We start from the raw sequence: 17,715 nt of genomic DNA on the forward strand, positions 1-17,715 counted from the left end.
TGCAAGCACTCGAATCCTGAAAATCATTCACCGGCCGTTGTCGCGTGAAGCTTGCGAGTCATAAAAACAATGAAAACGCTGAAAACCCAAGTCGCCATCATCGGCGCCGGTCCGTCCGGATTGTTGCTCGGCCAACTGCTGCACAACGCCGGTATCGACACCCTGATTATTGAGCGCCAGACACCTGAGTACGTGCTCGGCCGAATCCGCGCCGGGGTCCTTGAACAGGGCATGGTAGAGCTGTTGCGCGAGGCTGGCGTGGGTCAGCGGATGGACGCCGAAGGACTGGTCCACGGAGGTTTCGAACTGGCCCTCGACGGACGTCGGGTGCACATCGATCTGCAGGCGCTGACCGGTGGAAAAACCGTGATGGTCTATGGCCAGACCGAGGTCACCCGCGACCTGATGGCCGCTCGTCGGGAGACCGGCGGACAGACAATCTACGAAGCCAGCCATGTCGTTCCCTGTGACATGAAAAGCGACGAGGCCTACGTCACGTTTGAAAAGGACGGCGAAACCTGGCGCGTCGATTGCGACTACATCGCCGGTTGCGACGGTTTCCATGGCGTGGCGCGTCAGTCGATTCCGACGGACTGCCTGAAAGTCTTCGAACGGGTTTATCCGTTCGGCTGGCTGGGGATACTCGCCGACACACCACCGATTCACGACGAACTGGTCTATGCCCGTCACGAGCGCGGCTTCGCTCTGTGCAGCATGCGCTCGGCAACCCGCACCCGTTATTACCTGCAAGTGCCGGCCGAAGAAAACGTCGACGACTGGTCGGATCAACGCTTCTGGGATGAACTGCGCAATCGTCTGCCGAAGGATCTGGCGCAGAAACTCGTGACCGGTCCATCGATTGAAAAGAGCATCGCGCCGCTGCGCAGTTTTGTGGTCGAGCCGATGCAGTACGGGCGGATGTTTCTGGTCGGGGACGCGGCGCACATCGTTCCGCCGACCGGTGCCAAGGGTTTGAACCTGGCGGCCAGCGATGTCAGCACGTTGTCCAGGATTCTGCTGAAGGTTTATCGCGAAGGGCGCACCGACTTGCTGGAGAAATACTCGGAGATCTGCCTGCGCCGGGTGTGGAAAGCCGAGCGGTTTTCCTGGTGGATGACTTCGATGCTGCACCGTTTCGACGAACACGACGATTTCAGTCAGCGCATCAGCGCGTCTGAACTGGACTACTTTGTAAGCTCAGAGGCTGGTCAAAAAACCATTGCAGAAAATTACGTCGGACTTCCTTATGAGGCTATCGAATAGCCTGCTACCGACTTACACTGACGAGCATCCACCCGCTCGCCTTGCCCCTGCGGGTCAATCACTGCCCGCAGGTTCGCCCGTGACCAATCTCAACCATCCCGAAACGCCCAAACCGGCCATTCGCAGCGTGCTGGTCGCGCTGATGATGGCGATCTTTCTTGGTGCGCTGGACCAGACCATCGTCGCCGTTTCCATGCCGGCCATCTCCGCCCAGTTCAAGGACGTCAGCCTGCTGGCCTGGGTGATTTCCGGCTACATGGTGGCGATGACCGTGGCGGTGCCGATCTACGGCAAGCTCGGCGACCTGTACGGGCGGCGCAAACTGATGCTGTTCGGCATGGGCCTGTTCACCCTGGCCTCGCTGTTCTGCGGCATGGCCCAGAGCATGGAGCAACTGGTGCTGGCGCGGATCTTCCAGGGCATCGGTGCCGGCGGGATGATTTCGGTCAGCCAGGCGATCATCGGCGACATCGTCCCGCCCCGGGAGCGCGGGCGCTATCAGGGTTACTTCAGCAGCATGTATGCGGTGGCCAGCGTGGCCGGCCCGGTGCTCGGCGGTTACATGACCGAGTACCTGTCATGGCGTTGGGTGTTCCTGATCAACCTGCCGCTGGGCCTTGGCGCGTACTGGGTGGCGCGACGCAACCTGGTCGGTCTGCCGATTCCCCAGCGCAAACCGGTCATCGACTACCTCGGCACACTGCTGATGATCATCGGCCTGACGGCGCTGTTGCTGGCGATCACTCAAGTCGGCCAGGGTCATGCGTGGCGCAGCAGCGAAGTGCTCGGTCTGTTCGCTTGCGCGGTGGCGGTGCTGGCGGTGTTCGTCTGGCATGAGCGCCGTGCCCGGGAGCCGTTGCTGCCGATGCACCTGTTCACCAACCGCAACGCACTGCTGTGCTGGTGCACGATTTTCTTCTGCAGCTTCCAGGCGATTTCACTGATTGTGCTGATGCCGCTGCGCTTCCAGAGCGTGACCGGTGCCGGCGCCGACAGCGCTGCGCTGCACTTGCTGCCGCTGGCGATGGGCTTGCCGATCGGCGCCTATTTCGCCGGACGTCGCACCTCGATTACCGGGCGATACAAGCCGCAGATTTTCACCGGCGCGCTGCTGATGCCGATTTCGATCCTCGGCATGGCCTTCAGCCCGCCCGATGCGACGCTGGTCAGCAGCCTGTTCATGTTGCTCAGCGGTATCGCCGGCGGCATGCAGTTCCCGACCTCGCTGGTCGGCACGCAGAACTCGGTGGAACAAAAAGACATTGGCGTCGCCACCAGCACCACCAACCTGTTCCGCTCATTGGGCGGCGCGGTGGGCGTGGCATTGATGTCGGCGCTGTTGTTGGCGTTGTTGCAGGACTCCAGTTTTGCCCACCTGACCGGCGCATCGCTGATCGGTGAAGGTCATTCCGGTAACGTGCTGCTCGATGGTCTGAACGCGGCGCCCGGCGATGCGCAGAATGCCTTGCGCGCCGAGTTGCTGGTGACGTTCCGGCATTTGCTGATGGTCAGCGCCGGGGTGTCGCTGCTCGGGCTGGCAGCGGCGATTGCCATGCCGAACCGCTTGTTGCGCGGGCGTGAGCACGGCGCACGCTGACCGATGCCATTGGCTCCCACGCAGTGCGTGGGAGCCACAGGGTTCAAGCACTGTAATAACCGACCGCCACCAGGAAATCCCCGACCTTTTTCAGGTAGGCATGCTTGTCTTCGACCTTGCCGGTCACCGGGTTTTTCCAGCGATATTCGTACTCGCCCTCATCCTGTTTTCCGATCAGCGCCAGAATCGGCTCGCCCACCGGTTTGCCTTCCGGGTCCTTGACCTTGGCGAAGTCAGTATTGATCAACCGCAGGTTGGTGCCATGGGCGACGTAACGTTGCGTTTTCAGGTCCACCACGAACACGTAAAGGTCGTCCTGCAGGTAACCGCCCTTCAGCGAGTTGACTGCCGTCAGCGTGCCCTTTTCGTCCTTGGTCAAATCGGTGGCGGCTTTTTCGAGCAATGATTTCGCCTGTTCCGCCGACGCTCGTGGCAGGTAATAACCGACCGCGAGAATCCGCTGACCGATGCGCTGATAGAACACATGCTTGCGCTCGACCTTGCCGTCGGCCTGATTCTGCCAACGGTACTCGGCTTGCTGGATGCCGTTGCCTTCCGGCACTTTCAGCGCGTCCTTGAATGCCTTCTGCAAATCCGGCCCGAGCACTTCGCTCACGTCCCGGCCGATCAGCGCCGAAGACGGCCCGCCGCTGGCGAGCATCACGCCCTTGGTATCGACCACGAACACGTAGCGATCCTTGTCGACGAACTCGCCTTGGCGGCTGAACGCCGCGAACGCCTTGTCGCCGTTGTCGTGATAGTAGGCCAGAGCCTTTTCCAGCAAGGCGATGGCAGCCTTGCTGTCGTCCTTTTCCGTGGCCGCATTGGCCTGACCGAAACTCAACAACAGCATCGCGCCGAGCCAGGCCAGTTTTTGCACGAACCCCATGACGCATCCCTCGTTCTTGTTGGTGTTTCAAGAGCGTAGACGGCCTGAAGGCAGGTATGGATTTTCAGAAAGCTTCTGAATGTTGCGATGAGTGTGTGGCGAGGGCGTTCGCCCCCTCGCCACAGAAGTGGCTCACGGCCGGGCGTTGATCTGCTGTTGCAGGTTCTGGATCTGCGCCTGCAGGGTGTTGAGGTTGCGGGTCATCTGCCCACGGAACGCATCGAACTCGGCGGTGCTGGAGCCGCCCTGTGCAGCAGCCGGACGATTGTCCTGCTCGCTCTTGAGCACGACGATTTCCTGCTCCAGACGCTCGATCGCGGCGTTTGATCCACCCTGTTTTTTCAGGGCCGTGATGTCGGCGCCGAGGCTCTTGAACTGCGCATCGAACCCCTTGACCTGCGCATCGAAGCTTTTCAGCTGCGCATCGACCTTGCTGGTATCGGCCGGCGTGCTTTTCAGCGTTGCCAGCTCTGCACTCAAGGCTTTGACCTGGGCTTGCAACTGGGTATTGGCGTTCTGTTGTTCAGTGGTCTGGGCGGTCATCTGCGCCAGGCGCTTGTCCAGATCAGTTGCCTGCCCGGCCACGCCCTGCTGCTGTTTGCTCTGATCCTGAAGTGCACTTTGCAGCTGTTTGATCTGCAGTTTCAGCGCTTCGCTGTCAGTGTTGACGTTGGTCTGGCTGGCCACGACCTTGCCGGAAATGTCCTGCAAACGCCCCGCCGCTTCTTCACTGATCCGCGCGAAGCTTTCCTGAGTGGCCACCAGCTGCTGTTCCATCAACGAGATCTGCTGGAAACTCCACCAGGCCAGGCCGATGAAAGCAAAGAACAATGCGCCGACCAGCGCCCACAATGGCCCGGTGCTGGCCGCCTTGACCTTGGCCACCGGCGGTGTGCGCGAGTGCACAGAGGTGCGGGTGGTGGTCGGAAAATCGTCGTCATCGAGCGTGTCGGCGCGCAGGCTCGGAACATCGTCGAAATCGTCGTCGTGGGCATCGTTACGCATGGACATTGAGGCAACCTTTGTGAAACCCGGTAATGGCTGATTGCGGCGCAGTATAAACCCCGCAGCCGCAGGGATTGACCCCCAACCCGCGGCGGGGTTCAGCACTTGGTATCAACGAATGTCCTGAGCTTTCCACCAGCCACAGAACTCATCGAGGGCCGTCCAGAGACTGACTTTCGGATCGTAGTCCAGATAATGCCGGGCGCGACTGATGTCGAGGGTGAAATTTTTGTTCATCACCTGCATGCCCAGGCGCGACAGGGTCGGTTCGGGACGTCCTGGCCAGAGTTTGCATGCGCCTTCGTTGAGCGCCGCCACGCTGTAGGCCAGCCCGTAGGAACGGTACTTGGTGACCTGTGGGACTTCCATCTTGCGCATCACGTAATTGACCACATCCCACAACGGCACCGGGGCGCCATTACTGATGTTGTAGGCCTTGCCCAGCGCCGAACCGGCCGCCAGAAGGCTGCTCAACAAAGCTTCGTTGAGGTTGTGCACGCTGGTGAAGTCGACCTTGTTCAAACCGTTGCCGATGATTGCCAGACGCCCCTTGCGCTGCATCTTCAACAGGCGCGGAAAAATGCTCATGTCCCCGGCGCCGGTGACGAAACGCGGGCGCAGGGCCAGGGTTTCGAGGCCGAATTCCTGGGCACCGAAGACCTTTTGCTCGGCCAGATACTTGGTTGCTGCGTAGTGATGTTTGAAACGCTTGGGCACCTGTTCTTCGGTCAGGCCGAGATGGTCGCGACCGTCAAAGTAGATCGATGGCGACGACAGATGCACCAGGCGCCGCACCCGTTGCTTGAGGCAGGCTTCGACCACGTTTTCGGTGACCTGCACATTGCCCTGATGGAAGTCCTGATAGCGGCCCCACAACCCGACCGCGCCGGCGCAATGCACCACGGCTTCGACGTCGGTGCAGAGCGCCCGCACCAGTTCCGGATCGCTCAGGTCGCCCTGAACGAACTCCGCGCCACGACGCACCAGATGTTCGACGCCTTCGGCCCGACGACCGTTGACCCGCACGTCCAGGCCCTGCTCCAGGGCGAAACGCGCAAAGCGTCCGCCAATGAAGCCGCTTGCGCCGGTGACCAGAATTTTCATGTAGAGCTCCGCTGTCTTTCGTTTTGCCTGATTCGAGAGTCTTGACGCTGCCTGTCAGTCCAACGGCACCAGCCATTGCCCAGACGAGCGCACCAATTGCTCGGTCAACAGCCCGAGCAACTGACCGCCATTGCGCCAATGATGCCAGTACAAGGGCACGTCGATCGGTTTATCTGGCAACAGTTCGCGCAGGACGCCGCGCTCCAGTTGCTCGCGCACCTGTAATTCCGGCACCAGTCCCCAGCCGAGTCCCGCTTCGGTAAGGCGCAGGAACCCCTCGGACGACGGACACAGGTGATGTTCGAAACCGCCATCGACGCCGAGGGAGGCGAGGTAACGATGCTGGAGAAAGTCGTCCGGGCCGAAGACCAATGCGGGGGTGCGCGGTAACTGTTCGGCCCGCACTCCATCGGGAAAGTGCCGTTCGATAAACGCGGGGCTGGCCAGCGCCCGATACCGCATCGCTCCGAGCAACACGCTGCGCGCCCCTGCCACCGGCCGCTCACTGGCGCACAGGCAACCGGCCACTTCACCGGCGCGCATGCGCTTGAGGCCGACGGTCTGGTCTTCGACGATCAGATCGAGCAACAGATGTTGTTCGGCGCAGAAGTCCCCCACCGCCTCGGCCCACCAGGTGGCGAGGCTGTCGGCATTCAGGGCGATGCGCAGACGCTCAGGCAAGCCCTCTTCGTCCAGCGCCGGCACCAGCGTCTGCAAGTCCCGTTCGAGCAGACGCACCTGCTGCACATGGTTAAGCAGGCGCCGGCCGATCTCGGTGGGCGACGGCGGTGTGCCACGCACCAAAACCGGCTGGCCGACCCGCGCCTCCAGCAGTTTGATTCGCTGGGAAATCGCCGATTGCGATAGGCCCAGCACCTGCGCCGCCCGTTCGAATCCGGCCTGCTCGACCACCGCGGCCAGAGCGGAAAGCAATTTGTAGTCGAACATCAGTTTTCCTAATGAGCGATCAGCACTATTGGTTTTTCTTATACAGCGTCTGCCCGGAGAATAGCCAGCAAGCACTCTTTATCAAGGACCACCCCCATGGCTGGCGAAACCTCGTTGACCACCCTGCTGCGCAGCATGAGCCCGCAGCTCAATGCCGGCGAATATGTGTTCTGCACCTTGCGCGACGGCCAGTTGCCGAGCGATCTGGAAATTGTCGGAAGTTTCCGTGAACAGGAAGGCCTGACGGTGATTCTCGAACGGTCCCACGCCGAGCGCGTCGGTTTCAGCTTCGACTACATAGCAGCGTGGATCACTCTGAACGTGCACTCGGCGCTGGAAGCGGTCGGACTTACTGCTGCATTCGCCACAGCATTGGGCAAGGCCGGCATCAGCTGCAACGTGATTGCCGGCTATTACCACGACCATTTGTTCGTCGGTCAGGGCGACGCCCAACGCGCCATGCAAGTGCTGCGCGATCTCGCAGCCAACGCGGAGTAATTGTCATGTGGCAAAGCTATACCAACGGTTTACTGGTGGCGTTCGGGCTGATCATGGCGATCGGCACCCAGAACGCCTTTGTCCTGGCCCAGAGTCTGCGGCGTGAGCATCACCTGCCGGTCGCCGCACTGTGCGTCGCCTGCGATGCATTGCTGGTCGCGGCGGGTGTGTTCGGTCTGGCCACGGTGCTGGCGCAGAACCCGACGTTGCTGGCGGTTGCCCGTTGGGGCGGCGCAGTGTTCCTGATCTGGTACGGCAGCCAGGCGTTGCGCCGGGCCTGCTCGAAACAGAGTTTGCAACAAGGTGAAAACCAGACCGTGCGTTCATTGCGCGCGGTGATGCTCAGCGCACTGGCGGTGACCCTGCTCAATCCGCACGTCTACCTGGACACCGTGCTGCTGATCGGCTCCCTCGGTGCGCAACAGTCGGTGCCCGGCGCTTATGTCGTGGGCGCGGCGAGCGCTTCGCTGCTGTGGTTTTTCACCCTGGCATTCGGCGCGGCATGGCTGGCGCCGTGGCTGGCACGGCCGAGTACGTGGCGAATTCTCGATCTGTTGGTGGCGGTGATGATGTTCACGGTGGCAGGGCAATTGATATTGGCTTCGTGATTTATTCCAAAAGGCTCTGGAACCTCTATCCCACACAGTTGTTGCGTGGTTATGCCGCACCCCCGGTGCTATGATCCGAACCCTGCGCCGCAAAGAGTAAAAACTCGCCGGTGCATTTCTGGCCGCCCGTGATCGGCCTTGCGCTCACCGCAACAGACCTGATTAGGAGAATCATCATGGCTTTCGAATTGCCGCCGCTGCCTTACGCACACGATGCCCTGCAGCCGCACATTTCCAAGGAAACCCTGGAATTCCACCACGACAAGCACCACAACACCTACGTCGTGAACCTGAACAACCTGGTGCCAGGCACCGAGTTCGAAGGCAAGACCCTGGAAGAGATCGTCAAGACTTCCTCGGGTGGCATCTTCAACAACGCCGCTCAGGTCTGGAACCACACCTTCTACTGGAACTGCCTGGCGCCAAACGCCGGCGGTCAACCAACCGGCGCACTGGCTGAAGCCATCAACGCAGCGTTCGGCTCGTTCGACAAGTTCAAGGAAGAGTTCAGCAAAACCTCGATCGGCACCTTCGGTTCCGGCTGGGGCTGGCTGGTGAAAAAGGCTGACGGTTCCCTGGCTCTGGCCAGCACCATCGGCGCCGGCAACCCGCTGACCAGCGGCGACACCCCGCTGCTGACCTGCGACGTCTGGGAACACGCTTACTACATCGACTACCGCAACCTGCGTCCTAAGTACGTCGAAGCGTTCTGGAACCTGGTCAACTGGAAGTTCGTGGCCGAGCAGTTCGAAGGCAAAACCTTCACCGCTTAAGCTGCGCGCCAGACAAAAACCCGGCTATTGCCGGGTTTTTTTATGCCCGCGAAAAAACGCGCCAGTGGGTCTCACCGCAGACAGGGCCATTTCCCACACGCAAAGCAGCCCTTGCCCCCTTGCTCCCAAGCCACAGCGGACTAACATCAAACAGAGGAAAAATTGTCCGACGCCCCTCAAGTTGGAGAGCAAAACTACCGACACAGTACAACTAGGGCAAATACTCCAGGCAGCAGCATTTCGGCCAAGGCCACGGACAAATTTTCCGCGGCTCTATTGTCCCTTTGACTGCCAACACGGGATTGCCAATACTCATGGCAACTTGACGCTACCCGCACGGAACAAGGAATAACCCTTTGAAGCTGGAACTCAAGAACAGCTTGTCGGTGAAGTTGCTCCGGGTCGTGCTCCTGTCGGCATTGATCGTCGGCGTGGTCTTGAGCTGCGCGCAGATTGTTTTTGATGCCTATAAAACACGCCAGGCCGTGGCCGGCGATGCCGAACGCATCCTCGACATGTTCCGCGATCCCTCAACCCAGGCCGTCTACAGCCTGGACCGGGAGATGGGCATGCAGGTGATCGAAGGCCTGTTCCAGGACGACGCCGTGCGCCAGGCCTCCATCGGGCATCCCAACGAAGCGATGCTCGCGCAGAAATCCCGTGAACTGCAGCATTCCAGCAGCCGCTGGCTGACCGACCTGATTCTCGGCCAGGAGCGCACCTTCACCACTCAACTGGTAGGTCGCGGCCCCTACAGCGAATATTACGGCGACCTGAGCATCACCCTCGACACCGCCACCTACGGCCAGGGCTTCATCGTCAGTTCGGTGATCATCTTCATTTCCGGCGTGCTGCGCGCCCTGGCCATGGGACTTGTGTTGTATCTGGTCTATCACTGGCTGCTGACCAAGCCGCTGTCGCGGATCATCGAGCACCTCACCGAAATCAACCCGGACCGCCCCAGCGAACACAAGATTCCGCAGCTAAAGGGTCACGAGAAGAATGAACTCGGGATCTGGATCAACACCGCCAACCAGTTGCTCGAATCCATCGAACGCAACACTCACCTGCGCCACGAAGCGGAAAACAGCCTGCTGCGCATGGCTCAGTACGACTTTCTCACCGGCCTGCCGAACCGTCAGCAATTGCAACAGCAACTGGACAAGATTCTGGTGGATGCCGGCAAGCTGCAACGTCGGGTCGCAGTGTTGTGTGTCGGGCTGGATGACTTCAAAGGCATCAACGAACAATTCAGCTACCAGACCGGCGACCAGTTGCTGCTGGCCCTCGCTGACCGCCTCCGCGCCCACAGCGGCCGCCTCGGCGCCCTCGCGCGACTGGGTGGCGACCAGTTCGCTCTGGTGCAGGCCGATATCGAGCAGCCTTACGAAGCGGCGGAACTGGCGCAAAGCATCCTCGATGATCTGGAGGCGGCATTCGCCCTCGATCATCAGGAAATCCGCCTGCGTGCCACCATCGGTATCACCCTGTTCCCGGAAGACGGCGACAGCACCGAGAAGCTGTTGCAAAAAGCCGAGCAGACCATGACCCTGGCCAAGACCCGCTCGCGCAACCGCTATCAGTTCTATATCGCCAGCGTGGACAGCGAAATGCGCCGCCGTCGCGAACTGGAAAAAGACCTGCGCGATGCTTTGTTGCGGGATCAGTTCTACCTCGTCTATCAACCACAGATCAGCTACCGCGATCACCGCGTGGTCGGCGTCGAGGCACTGATCCGCTGGCAGCATCCGGAACACGGTCTGGTGCCGCCGGACCTGTTCATCCCACTGGCTGAACAGAACGGCACGATCATCGCCATTGGCGAGTGGGTGCTGGATCAGGCCTGCAAGCAACTGCGCGAGTGGCACGATCAGGGTTTCATCGACCTGCGCATGGCGGTCAACCTGTCCACCGTGCAACTGCACCACGCCGAGCTGCCCCGGGTGGTCAACAACCTGTTGCAGATGTACCGCCTGCCGCCGCGCAGTCTGGAACTGGAAGTCACCGAAACCGGCCTGATGGAAGACATCAGCACCGCCGCCCAGCACTTGCTGAGCCTGCGCCGCTCCGGCGCACTGATCGCCATCGACGACTTCGGGACCGGCTACTCCTCGCTGAGCTATCTCAAGAGTCTGCCGCTGGACAAGATCAAGATCGACAAGAGCTTCGTCCAGGATCTGCTGGATGACGACGATGACGCGACCATCGTTCGCGCCATCATTCAACTGGGCAAGAGCCTGGGCATGCAGGTGATCGCCGAAGGCGTGGAAACCGCCGAGCAGGAGACCTACATCATCTCCGAAGGCTGCCACGAAGGTCAGGGCTATCACTACAGCAAGCCGCTGCCGGCGCGCGAGTTGAGCGCGTATCTCAAACAGGCGCAACGCAGCAACGCGGCGATCCTCTGAACGCTGCCGGCAAGGGCCACCATGCGCCTTGTCCCCGGCACCGTTGATCCAGCGCAAACCCTGCGCGAATAGGAAATATTTCCAGCCACAACCCTTTACACATAATGCGAAAGATTTGCATTATGTCGCAGCTTTTGCGCACCCCCGCGCCTGTCCACTCAATTACCGAAGCAGGATGTTCGCCATGATTCGTATGCCTCTGGCTACCGCCAGTCTGCTGGCCATCGCTATTTCCCTCGCCGGTTGCGGCGAAGGCAAAGACAAGGCCGCCGCTCCAGCAGCGCCGACGCCAGCCGCCAGCACCGCCGCGCCGGCTGCTCCTGCCGCTGCCGGTAAAGTCGACGAAGCCGCTGCCAAGGCTGTGGTCGCGCACTACGCCGACATGGTCTTCGCCGTTTACAGCGATGCCGAATCCACCGCGAAAACCCTGCAGACCGCTGTCGACGCATTCCTCGCCAAACCGAACGCCGACACGCTGAAAGCGGCGCGTGAAGCCTGGATCGCCGCGCGCGTTCCTTACCTGCAGAGCGAAGTGTTCCGCTTCGGCAACACCATCATCGACGACTGGGAAGGTCAGGTTAACTCCTGGCCTCTGGACGAAGGCCTGATCGACTACGTCGACAAATCCTACGAACACGCACTGGGCAACCCGGGCGCCACCGCCAACATCATCGCCAACACCGAAGTACAGGTCGGCGAGGACAAGGTTGACGTCAAGGACATCACTCCGGAAAAACTCGCCAGCCTGAACGAGCTGGGCGGTTCCGAAGCGAACGTCGCCACTGGCTACCACGCCATCGAATTCCTGCTCTGGGGCCAGGACCTGAACGGCACTGGCCCTGGCGCCGGCAACCGTCCGGCATCGGACTACCTGGAAGGTGCTGGCGCCACTGGCGGTCACAACGATCGTCGTCGTGCCTACCTGAAAGCCGTGACCCAACTGCTGGTCAGCGATCTGGAAGAAATGGTCGGCAACTGGAAACCGAACGTGGCCGACAACTACCGCGCCACCCTGGAAGCCGAACCGGCCGAAAGCGGTCTGCGCAAGATGCTGTTCGGCATGGGCAGCCTGTCGTTGGGCGAGCTGGCCGGTGAGCGCATGAAGGTGTCCCTGGAAGCGAACTCCCCGGAAGACGAACAGGACTGCTTCAGCGACAACACCCACAACTCGCACTTCTACGATGCCAAAGGCATTCGTAACGTTTACCTGGGCGAGTACACCCGCGTCGACGGCACCAAAATGACCGGCGCCAGCCTGTCGTCGCTGGTGGCCAAGGTTGATCCGGCTGCCGACACCGCGCTGAAAGCCGATCTGGCCGCTACCGAAGCCAAGATCCAGGTCATGGTCGATCACGCCAACAAGGGTGAGCATTACGACCAGTTGATCGCCGCCGGCAACACCGCTGGCAACCAGATCGTCCGTGACGCCATTGCCTCGCTGGTCAAGCAGACCGCTTCGATCGAAACGGCTGCCGGCAAACTGGGCATCAGCGACCTGAACCCGGACAATGCCGATCACGAGTTCTGATCGACACTGTCTGACTGAACAAGGCGACCTTCGGGTCGCCTTGTTCGTTTCGGCCGGCCTGACTTGTATCAAGCAAACGATAATTCCTCTTATTCAAACCCCCTCGCCCTGTTAGACTTTGCGCCTTTATTTTTGCCCGTCCGCAGGAAGTCTGATGCCCTCGCTGCCTCTTCGCTTGTCCGCACTGTTTCTGGCCCTTGGCCTGAGTGCCTGCGATGACGCCCCGCGCTTCACCAAGGCAGAGCCCGGGGAAGCCCGTTCCGGCGGCGCCGCGACCGTACGCAAGACGGATCAGAATGCGTTTTCCCTGCCCTCGGCCAACCTGCCACCTTCGCGTCGGGTGGACTTCAGCGTCGGCAACAGCTTCTTTCGCAGCCCCTGGGTGATCGCACCGTCGACCACCACCGCCCGCGATGGCCTCGGCCCGTTGTTCAATACCAACGCCTGCCAGGGCTGCCATATCAAGGACGGCCGCGGCCATCCGCCAACGCCGGACTCAGTCAACGCCGTATCGATGCTGGTGCGCCTGTCGATTCCCGATGCGCCGCAGTACGCCAAATTGATCGAGCAGGTCGGCGTGGTGCCCGAGCCGGTCTACGGTGGGCAGTTCCAGGACATGGCCGTGCCGGGCGTTGCGCCGGAAGGCAAAGTGCGAGTCGATTACACGCCAGTGCCGGTGCGCTTCAAGGACGGCACCGAAATCGAGCTGCGCAAACCGGTCTTGCAGATCACCCAACTCGGCTACGGCCCGATGCACCCGGACACACGTTTCTCTGCGCGCGTTGCGCCACCAATGATTGGCCTGGGTCTGCTCGAAGCGATCCCCGAAGAAGCGATCCTCGCCAACGCTGCCGCACAGGCCAAAGAAAACAACGGCATCAACGGCCGTCCCAACCGGGTCTGGGACGACGCGCAGCAGAAGACGGTGATGGGGCGATTTGGCTGGAAAGCCGGGCAACCAAACCTCAATCAACAAAATGTTCACGCGTTTTCCGGTGATATGGGCCTCACCACGAGCCTGAGACCATTTGATGACTGCACGGACGCACAAATCGCCTGCAAACAGGCGCCGAATGGCAATGGCCCGGACGGCGAACCTGAAGTCAGCGACAACATCCTGCGCCTGGTGCTGTTCTACAGCCGCAACCTCGCCGTTCCCGCACGCCGGGGCGTCAACGATGCCCAGGTGCTCGCCGGCAAGAATCTGTTTTTCCAGGCTGGCTGCCAGTCCTGTCACACGCCGAAATACACCACCGCCGCCAACGCGGCCGAACCTGAACTGGCCAATCAAGTGATTCGCCCGTACAGCGATCTGCTGCTGCATGACATGGGCGAAGGCCTGGCCGACAACCGCACCGAATTCCAGGCCAGCGGCCGCGACTGGCGCACGCCGCCGTTGTGGGGCATCGGCCTGACACAGGCGGTCAGCGGTCACACTCAGTTTCTGCACGACGGCCGCGCCCGCAACCTGCTCGAAGCCGTGCTCTGGCACGGCGGCGAAGCCAAGGCGGCGCAGCAACAGGTTTTGTCTTTCAATGCCGAGCAGCGTGCCGCGCTGCTGGCGTTTTTGAATTCACTTTAAACACTTAAAAGAATCGGGAGCCCGACATGTTCCGTCCCAAGCTGTTGTTCACCAGCCTTGCCGCACTGGCCCTCGGCGCGTGCTCGCCGCAAGATCCGCAAGCGGTCACGTCGGCCGCCATCGCCAAATCGGTGATCCTGCCGACCTACACCCGCTGGGTCGAAGCCGACAAGCAACTGGCTGTCAGCGCCCTTGCCTACTGCCAGGGCAAGGAAAACCTGGAAACCGCCCGCGCCGACTTCCTGCACGCGCAGAAAGCCTGGGCCGAGCTGCAACCGCTGCTGATCGGTCCGCTGGCCGAGGGCAACCGTTCTTGGCAGGTGCAGTTCTGGCCGGACAAGAAAAACCTGGTCGGCCGTCAGGTCGAGCAACTGGTCACCGCTCAGCCGCAGATCGATGCCGCTGCCCTGGCCAAGTCCAGTGTCGTGGTTCAGGGCCTGTCGGCCTACGAGTACATCCTGTTCGACGCCAAGCCTGACGTGGCCAACGACGCGCAGAAAGCCAAGTACTGCCCGCTACTGGTGGCCATCGGCGAGCGGCAGAAACTCCTGGCCGAAGAGATCCTCAGCAGCTGGAACAACACCGACGGCATGCTTGCGCAAATGAGCAAGTTCCCGAACCAGCGCTACGCCGATTCCCACGAAGCGATCGCCGATCTGCTGCGTGTCCAGGTCACAGCCCTCGACACCCTGAAGAAAAAACTCGGCACCCCGATGGGCCGTCAGAGCAAAGGCGTGCCACAACCGTTCCAGGCCGATGCCTGGCGCAGCCAGTCGTCTCTGACGGCCATGGAAGCCAGCCTGGCCGCCGCCAAGACTGTATGGGAAGGCGTCGATAACAAAGGCCTGCGCGGCTTGCTGCCGGCGGAGCAGAAACCGCTGGCGGACAAGATCGATGCGGCGTACGCAGCCTCGCTCAAACTGTTCGACAGCACCCAGCGCTCGCTGACCGAAATGCTCGAAGACGACGCCGGTCGCCAGCAGCTCAACGACATCTACGACAGCCTCAACGTCGTCCATCGCCTGCACGAAGGCGAACTGGCCAAGGCGCTGGGCATCCAACTGGGCTTCAACGCCAACGACGGTGACTGATGAGGGCAAGTGCCATGCTGCGACGCCAGGCTCTGACTTTAGGTAGTTTGCTGCTGGGAGCAGTGACACTGGGCGGCTGGACGCTGTTCAAGCGCAAGGATCAGAGCCCGCTGCTGCTGTCGGCGCGGGATGACACCGACGGCAAGCACTACGCCGTCGGTTATCGGCTGGACGGCACGCGAGTGTTCGCCACCGAGGTCGGCCAGCGCTGCCACGACATCATCAATCACCCGACGCTGCCGATCGCGTTGTTCGTCGCCCGACGTCCGGGCACCGAGAGCTACCTGATCGACCTGCGCGACGGTGCATTGCTGCAGACCGTGACCTCGCAGCCGAACCGGCACTTCTACGGTCACGCGGTGATCCATCACAGCGGCGACTATCTGTACGCCACCGAGAACGACACCACCGATCCGGGTCGTGGTCTGCTCGGGGTGTACAAGTTTGAAGGCGAACGTTTGGTGCACAGCGGCGAGATTTCCACCCACGGTCTCGGCCCGCATCAGGTGTCGTGGATGCCCGATGGTGAAACCCTGGTGGTGGCCAACGGCGGGATCCGCACCGAAGCCGAAAGCCGGGTCGACATGAACCTCGACGCCATGGAGCCGAGCCTGGTGCTGATGCAGCGCGACGGCACCCTGCTGAGCAAGGAAACCCTCGCCCAACAGATGAACAGTGTGCGTCACCTGGGGATCGCCAGCGACGGCACCATCGTCGCCGGCCAGCAATTCATGGGCCCTTCCCAGGAGCGTTCCGAATTGCTGGCGATCAAGCGTCCGGGCCAGCCGTTCGTGGCGTTCCCGGTGCCGGAGCATCAGTTGCAGTCGATGGGGCATTACACTGCCAGCGTCGCCGTGCACAGCGATCTGCGTCTGGTCGCGCTGACCGCACCGCGCGGCAACCGGTTCTTCATCTGGGATCTGGACAGCGGCGAAGTACGGCTCGACGCTCCGTTGCCTGACTGTGCCGGTGTCGGCGCAGTGAAGGATGGCTTCGTCGTGACGTCGGGGCAAGGACGTTGCCGGTACTACAATTGCCGCCAGGATGAACTGCTGGCCAAACCGCTGGATCTGCCCGCAGGGCTCTGGGACAACCATCTGCACCTGATGGCCTGAAATCGCCGCCGGCCGTTCGGTCGGCGGTGTTCCCTTTCCAAATCTCATCCCCTCATACCCTGTAAAAACTGGCAGTTGGAATCCCTGCCGGAGTCGGGGTAATGTGCCCGCCTGTCTCGCCTGATTTTCTCCAAGGAACTGGAATATGCTGCGTCGCCGCATGCTGATCATGTTGGGTGTTGTACTGCTGATCGTTCTGCTCCTCGCCGGTTACAAGGCCTTCTCGATCTACACGATGATCCAGGGCTTTGCCAAACCGAAACCGCCGATCAGCGTCGCCGTGGCCACCGCCGCCGAGCGCCCGTGGCAGATGCGCCTGCCTACCGTCGGCACACTCAAGGCCCTGCAAGGCGTCGAGCTGAGCCTGGAAGTCGCCGGCACTGTCACCGAGCTGAAATTTGAATCGGGACAGAAGGTCAAGGCCGGGCAACCGTTGCTGCAACTCGACAGCGCCGTCGAATCCGCATTGCTGGAAACCGCCAAGGCCGACCTAGGCCTGGCGCAACTGGACTTTGGCCGTGGCAGCCAACTGGTCGATAGCCGCGCGATTTCCAAGGGCGAGTACGATCGGCTCTCGGCGGTTCTGCAAAAGAACAAGGCCACGGTCAATCAGCTCAACGCATCGCTGGCAAAAAAACGCATTTCCGCACCGTTCAGCGGCACCATCGGCATCCGTCAGGTCGACGTCGGCGACTACCTCGCCAGCGGCACCAAAATCGCCACCCTGCAGGATCTGAGCAGCCTCTACGCCGACTTCTATGTGCCTGAGCAATCGGTGCCGAAACTGGCGATCGGCCAACCGGTGCAGATTTCGGTTGCCGCGTATCCCGGCCAGAACTTTCCCGGTGCCATCAGCGCGATCAACCCGATTGTCGAAAGCACCACCCGTAACATTCTGGTTCGCGCGACGCTGGCCAACCCCGATGGCAAGTTGCTGCCGGGCATGTTCGCCAGCCTTGAAGTGCTGCTGCCGGATCCGCAGAAGCACATCGTCGTGCCGGAAAGCGCAATCACCTACACCCTCTATGGCAATTCGATCTACGTGGTCGGGCAGAAAAAAGCCGAGGACGGCAGCGTCGAGAAAGACGACAAGGGCCAACCGGTACTGATCGCCGAGCGCCGTTTCATAGAAACCGGTGAACGCCGCGAGGGGCTGGTGATGATCAACAAGGGCGTGCAGAGCGGCGAACAAGTGGTGACGGCCGGCCAGATCAAACTGGACAACGGCGCACACATTGCCATCAGCGACGACAAGACCCTCGGCGAGCAGAACAGTCCGCGCCGCGCTGACTGATCAAGGAATCCT

15 protein-coding genes are annotated in these 17,715 nt (G+C 61.3%); 11 read left to right on the top strand and 4 right to left on the bottom strand.

Annotated elements, in window-relative coordinates:
• The first annotated feature begins 69 nt into the window (after positions 1 to 69).
• The gene (gene pobA / locus ACW9HX_RS03130) at positions 70 to 1,263 is read left to right on the top strand and encodes a 4-hydroxybenzoate 3-monooxygenase (protein WP_457379462.1); all 1,194 of its coding nucleotides are present in this window, start codon (positions 70 to 72) and stop codon (positions 1,261 to 1,263) included.
• Between the two features lie 79 nt (positions 1,264 to 1,342).
• Entirely contained in the window at positions 1,343 to 2,860 is a 1,518-nt protein-coding gene (locus ACW9HX_RS03135; RefSeq protein ID WP_457379463.1) for an MDR family MFS transporter, read from the top strand.
• Between the two features lie 43 nt (positions 2,861 to 2,903).
• On the opposite strand, the gene ACW9HX_RS03140 is transcribed toward ACW9HX_RS03135, so the two are convergent.
• The 4 genes from ACW9HX_RS03140 to ACW9HX_RS03155 form a co-directional block, all read right to left on the bottom strand.
• Positions 2,904 to 3,749: a cache domain-containing protein gene (locus ACW9HX_RS03140; protein ID WP_457379464.1), complete on the bottom strand. Its 846-nt coding sequence runs from the start codon at positions 3,747 to 3,749 to the stop codon at positions 2,904 to 2,906.
• A 132-nt stretch (positions 3,750 to 3,881) separates the two neighbouring features.
• Positions 3,882 to 4,760 carry an ATPase gene (locus ACW9HX_RS03145; protein WP_457379465.1) on the bottom strand — a complete coding sequence of 293 codons (879 nt, stop codon included), beginning with the start codon at positions 4,758 to 4,760 and terminating at the stop codon, positions 3,882 to 3,884.
• A 105-nt stretch (positions 4,761 to 4,865) separates the two neighbouring features.
• Entirely contained in the window at positions 4,866 to 5,858 is a 993-nt protein-coding gene (locus ACW9HX_RS03150) for an NAD-dependent epimerase/dehydratase family protein (protein ID WP_096818402.1), read from the bottom strand.
• 54 nt (positions 5,859 to 5,912) lie between these two features.
• Positions 5,913 to 6,806 carry a LysR family transcriptional regulator ArgP gene (locus tag ACW9HX_RS03155; RefSeq protein ID WP_457379466.1) on the bottom strand — a complete coding sequence of 298 codons (894 nt, stop codon included), beginning with the start codon at positions 6,804 to 6,806 and terminating at the stop codon, positions 5,913 to 5,915.
• A 96-nt stretch (positions 6,807 to 6,902) separates the two neighbouring features.
• Here ACW9HX_RS03155 and ACW9HX_RS03160 point away from each other — a divergent pair, with 96 nt between their 5' ends.
• The 9 genes from ACW9HX_RS03160 to ACW9HX_RS03200 all read left to right on the top strand — a co-directional run bounded on the left by ACW9HX_RS03160 (position 6,903) and on the right by ACW9HX_RS03200 (position 17,703).
• Positions 6,903 to 7,304, top strand: coding sequence for an ACT domain-containing protein (locus ACW9HX_RS03160; protein WP_457379467.1), 402 nt, complete (start codon positions 6,903 to 6,905; stop codon positions 7,302 to 7,304).
• A 5-nt stretch (positions 7,305 to 7,309) separates the two neighbouring features.
• Positions 7,310 to 7,912 carry a LysE/ArgO family amino acid transporter gene (locus tag ACW9HX_RS03165; protein ID WP_011335710.1) on the top strand — a complete coding sequence of 201 codons (603 nt, stop codon included), beginning with the start codon at positions 7,310 to 7,312 and terminating at the stop codon, positions 7,910 to 7,912.
• Between the two features lie 176 nt (positions 7,913 to 8,088).
• Entirely contained in the window at positions 8,089 to 8,685 is a 597-nt protein-coding gene (locus tag ACW9HX_RS03170) for a superoxide dismutase (RefSeq protein WP_003227660.1), read from the top strand.
• A gap of 356 nt (positions 8,686 to 9,041) precedes the next feature.
• Positions 9,042 to 11,093, top strand: a complete 2,052-nt coding sequence (locus tag ACW9HX_RS03175) for a putative bifunctional diguanylate cyclase/phosphodiesterase (RefSeq protein ID WP_457379468.1) — start codon at positions 9,042 to 9,044, stop codon at positions 11,091 to 11,093.
• Between the two features lie 184 nt (positions 11,094 to 11,277).
• A complete protein-coding gene (locus ACW9HX_RS03180) occupies positions 11,278 to 12,621 on the top strand; it encodes an imelysin family protein (RefSeq protein ID WP_457379469.1) in 1,344 nt (447 codons plus the stop codon).
• Between the two features lie 154 nt (positions 12,622 to 12,775).
• Positions 12,776 to 14,203 (top strand): di-heme oxidoreductase family protein, encoded by a 1,428-nt coding sequence (locus tag ACW9HX_RS03185; protein ID WP_457379470.1) that lies wholly within the window; start codon positions 12,776 to 12,778, stop codon positions 14,201 to 14,203.
• Positions 14,204 to 14,229: 26 nt separating this feature from the next.
• Positions 14,230 to 15,294: an imelysin family protein gene (locus ACW9HX_RS03190; protein ID WP_457379471.1), complete on the top strand. Its 1,065-nt coding sequence runs from the start codon at positions 14,230 to 14,232 to the stop codon at positions 15,292 to 15,294.
• A gap of 14 nt (positions 15,295 to 15,308) precedes the next feature.
• Positions 15,309 to 16,409: a DUF1513 domain-containing protein gene (locus tag ACW9HX_RS03195; protein WP_457379472.1), complete on the top strand. Its 1,101-nt coding sequence runs from the start codon at positions 15,309 to 15,311 to the stop codon at positions 16,407 to 16,409.
• A 145-nt stretch (positions 16,410 to 16,554) separates the two neighbouring features.
• Positions 16,555 to 17,703 (top strand): efflux RND transporter periplasmic adaptor subunit, encoded by a 1,149-nt coding sequence (locus tag ACW9HX_RS03200; RefSeq protein WP_457379473.1) that lies wholly within the window; start codon positions 16,555 to 16,557, stop codon positions 17,701 to 17,703.
• Positions 17,704 to 17,715 lie beyond the last annotated feature (12 nt).

This window comes from Pseudomonas sp. SDO52101_S400 (assembly GCF_054071635.1).

Bases quoted from the DNA above. Each gene is read 5' to 3' on its own strand.
- pobA (WP_457379462.1), top strand. From the start codon at position 70: ATGAAAACGCTGAAAACCCAAGTCGCCATCATCGGCGCCGGTCCGTCC.
- ACW9HX_RS03140 (WP_457379464.1), bottom strand. From the start codon at position 3,749: ATGGGGTTCGTGCAAAAACTGGCCTGGCTCGGCGCGATGCTGTTGTTG.
- ACW9HX_RS03145 (WP_457379465.1), bottom strand. From the start codon at position 4,760: ATGTCCATGCGTAACGATGCCCACGACGACGATTTCGACGATGTTCCG.
- ACW9HX_RS03150 (WP_096818402.1), bottom strand. From the start codon at position 5,858: ATGAAAATTCTGGTCACCGGCGCAAGCGGCTTCATTGGCGGACGCTTT.
- ACW9HX_RS03155 (WP_457379466.1), bottom strand. From the start codon at position 6,806: ATGTTCGACTACAAATTGCTTTCCGCTCTGGCCGCGGTGGTCGAGCAG.
- ACW9HX_RS03160 (WP_457379467.1), top strand. From the start codon at position 6,903: ATGGCTGGCGAAACCTCGTTGACCACCCTGCTGCGCAGCATGAGCCCG.
- ACW9HX_RS03165 (WP_011335710.1), top strand. From the start codon at position 7,310: ATGTGGCAAAGCTATACCAACGGTTTACTGGTGGCGTTCGGGCTGATC.
- ACW9HX_RS03170 (WP_003227660.1), top strand. From the start codon at position 8,089: ATGGCTTTCGAATTGCCGCCGCTGCCTTACGCACACGATGCCCTGCAG.
- ACW9HX_RS03180 (WP_457379469.1), top strand. From the start codon at position 11,278: ATGATTCGTATGCCTCTGGCTACCGCCAGTCTGCTGGCCATCGCTATT.
- ACW9HX_RS03185 (WP_457379470.1), top strand. From the start codon at position 12,776: ATGCCCTCGCTGCCTCTTCGCTTGTCCGCACTGTTTCTGGCCCTTGGC.
- ACW9HX_RS03190 (WP_457379471.1), top strand. From the start codon at position 14,230: ATGTTCCGTCCCAAGCTGTTGTTCACCAGCCTTGCCGCACTGGCCCTC.
- ACW9HX_RS03195 (WP_457379472.1), top strand. From the start codon at position 15,309: ATGCTGCGACGCCAGGCTCTGACTTTAGGTAGTTTGCTGCTGGGAGCA.
- ACW9HX_RS03200 (WP_457379473.1), top strand. From the start codon at position 16,555: ATGCTGCGTCGCCGCATGCTGATCATGTTGGGTGTTGTACTGCTGATC.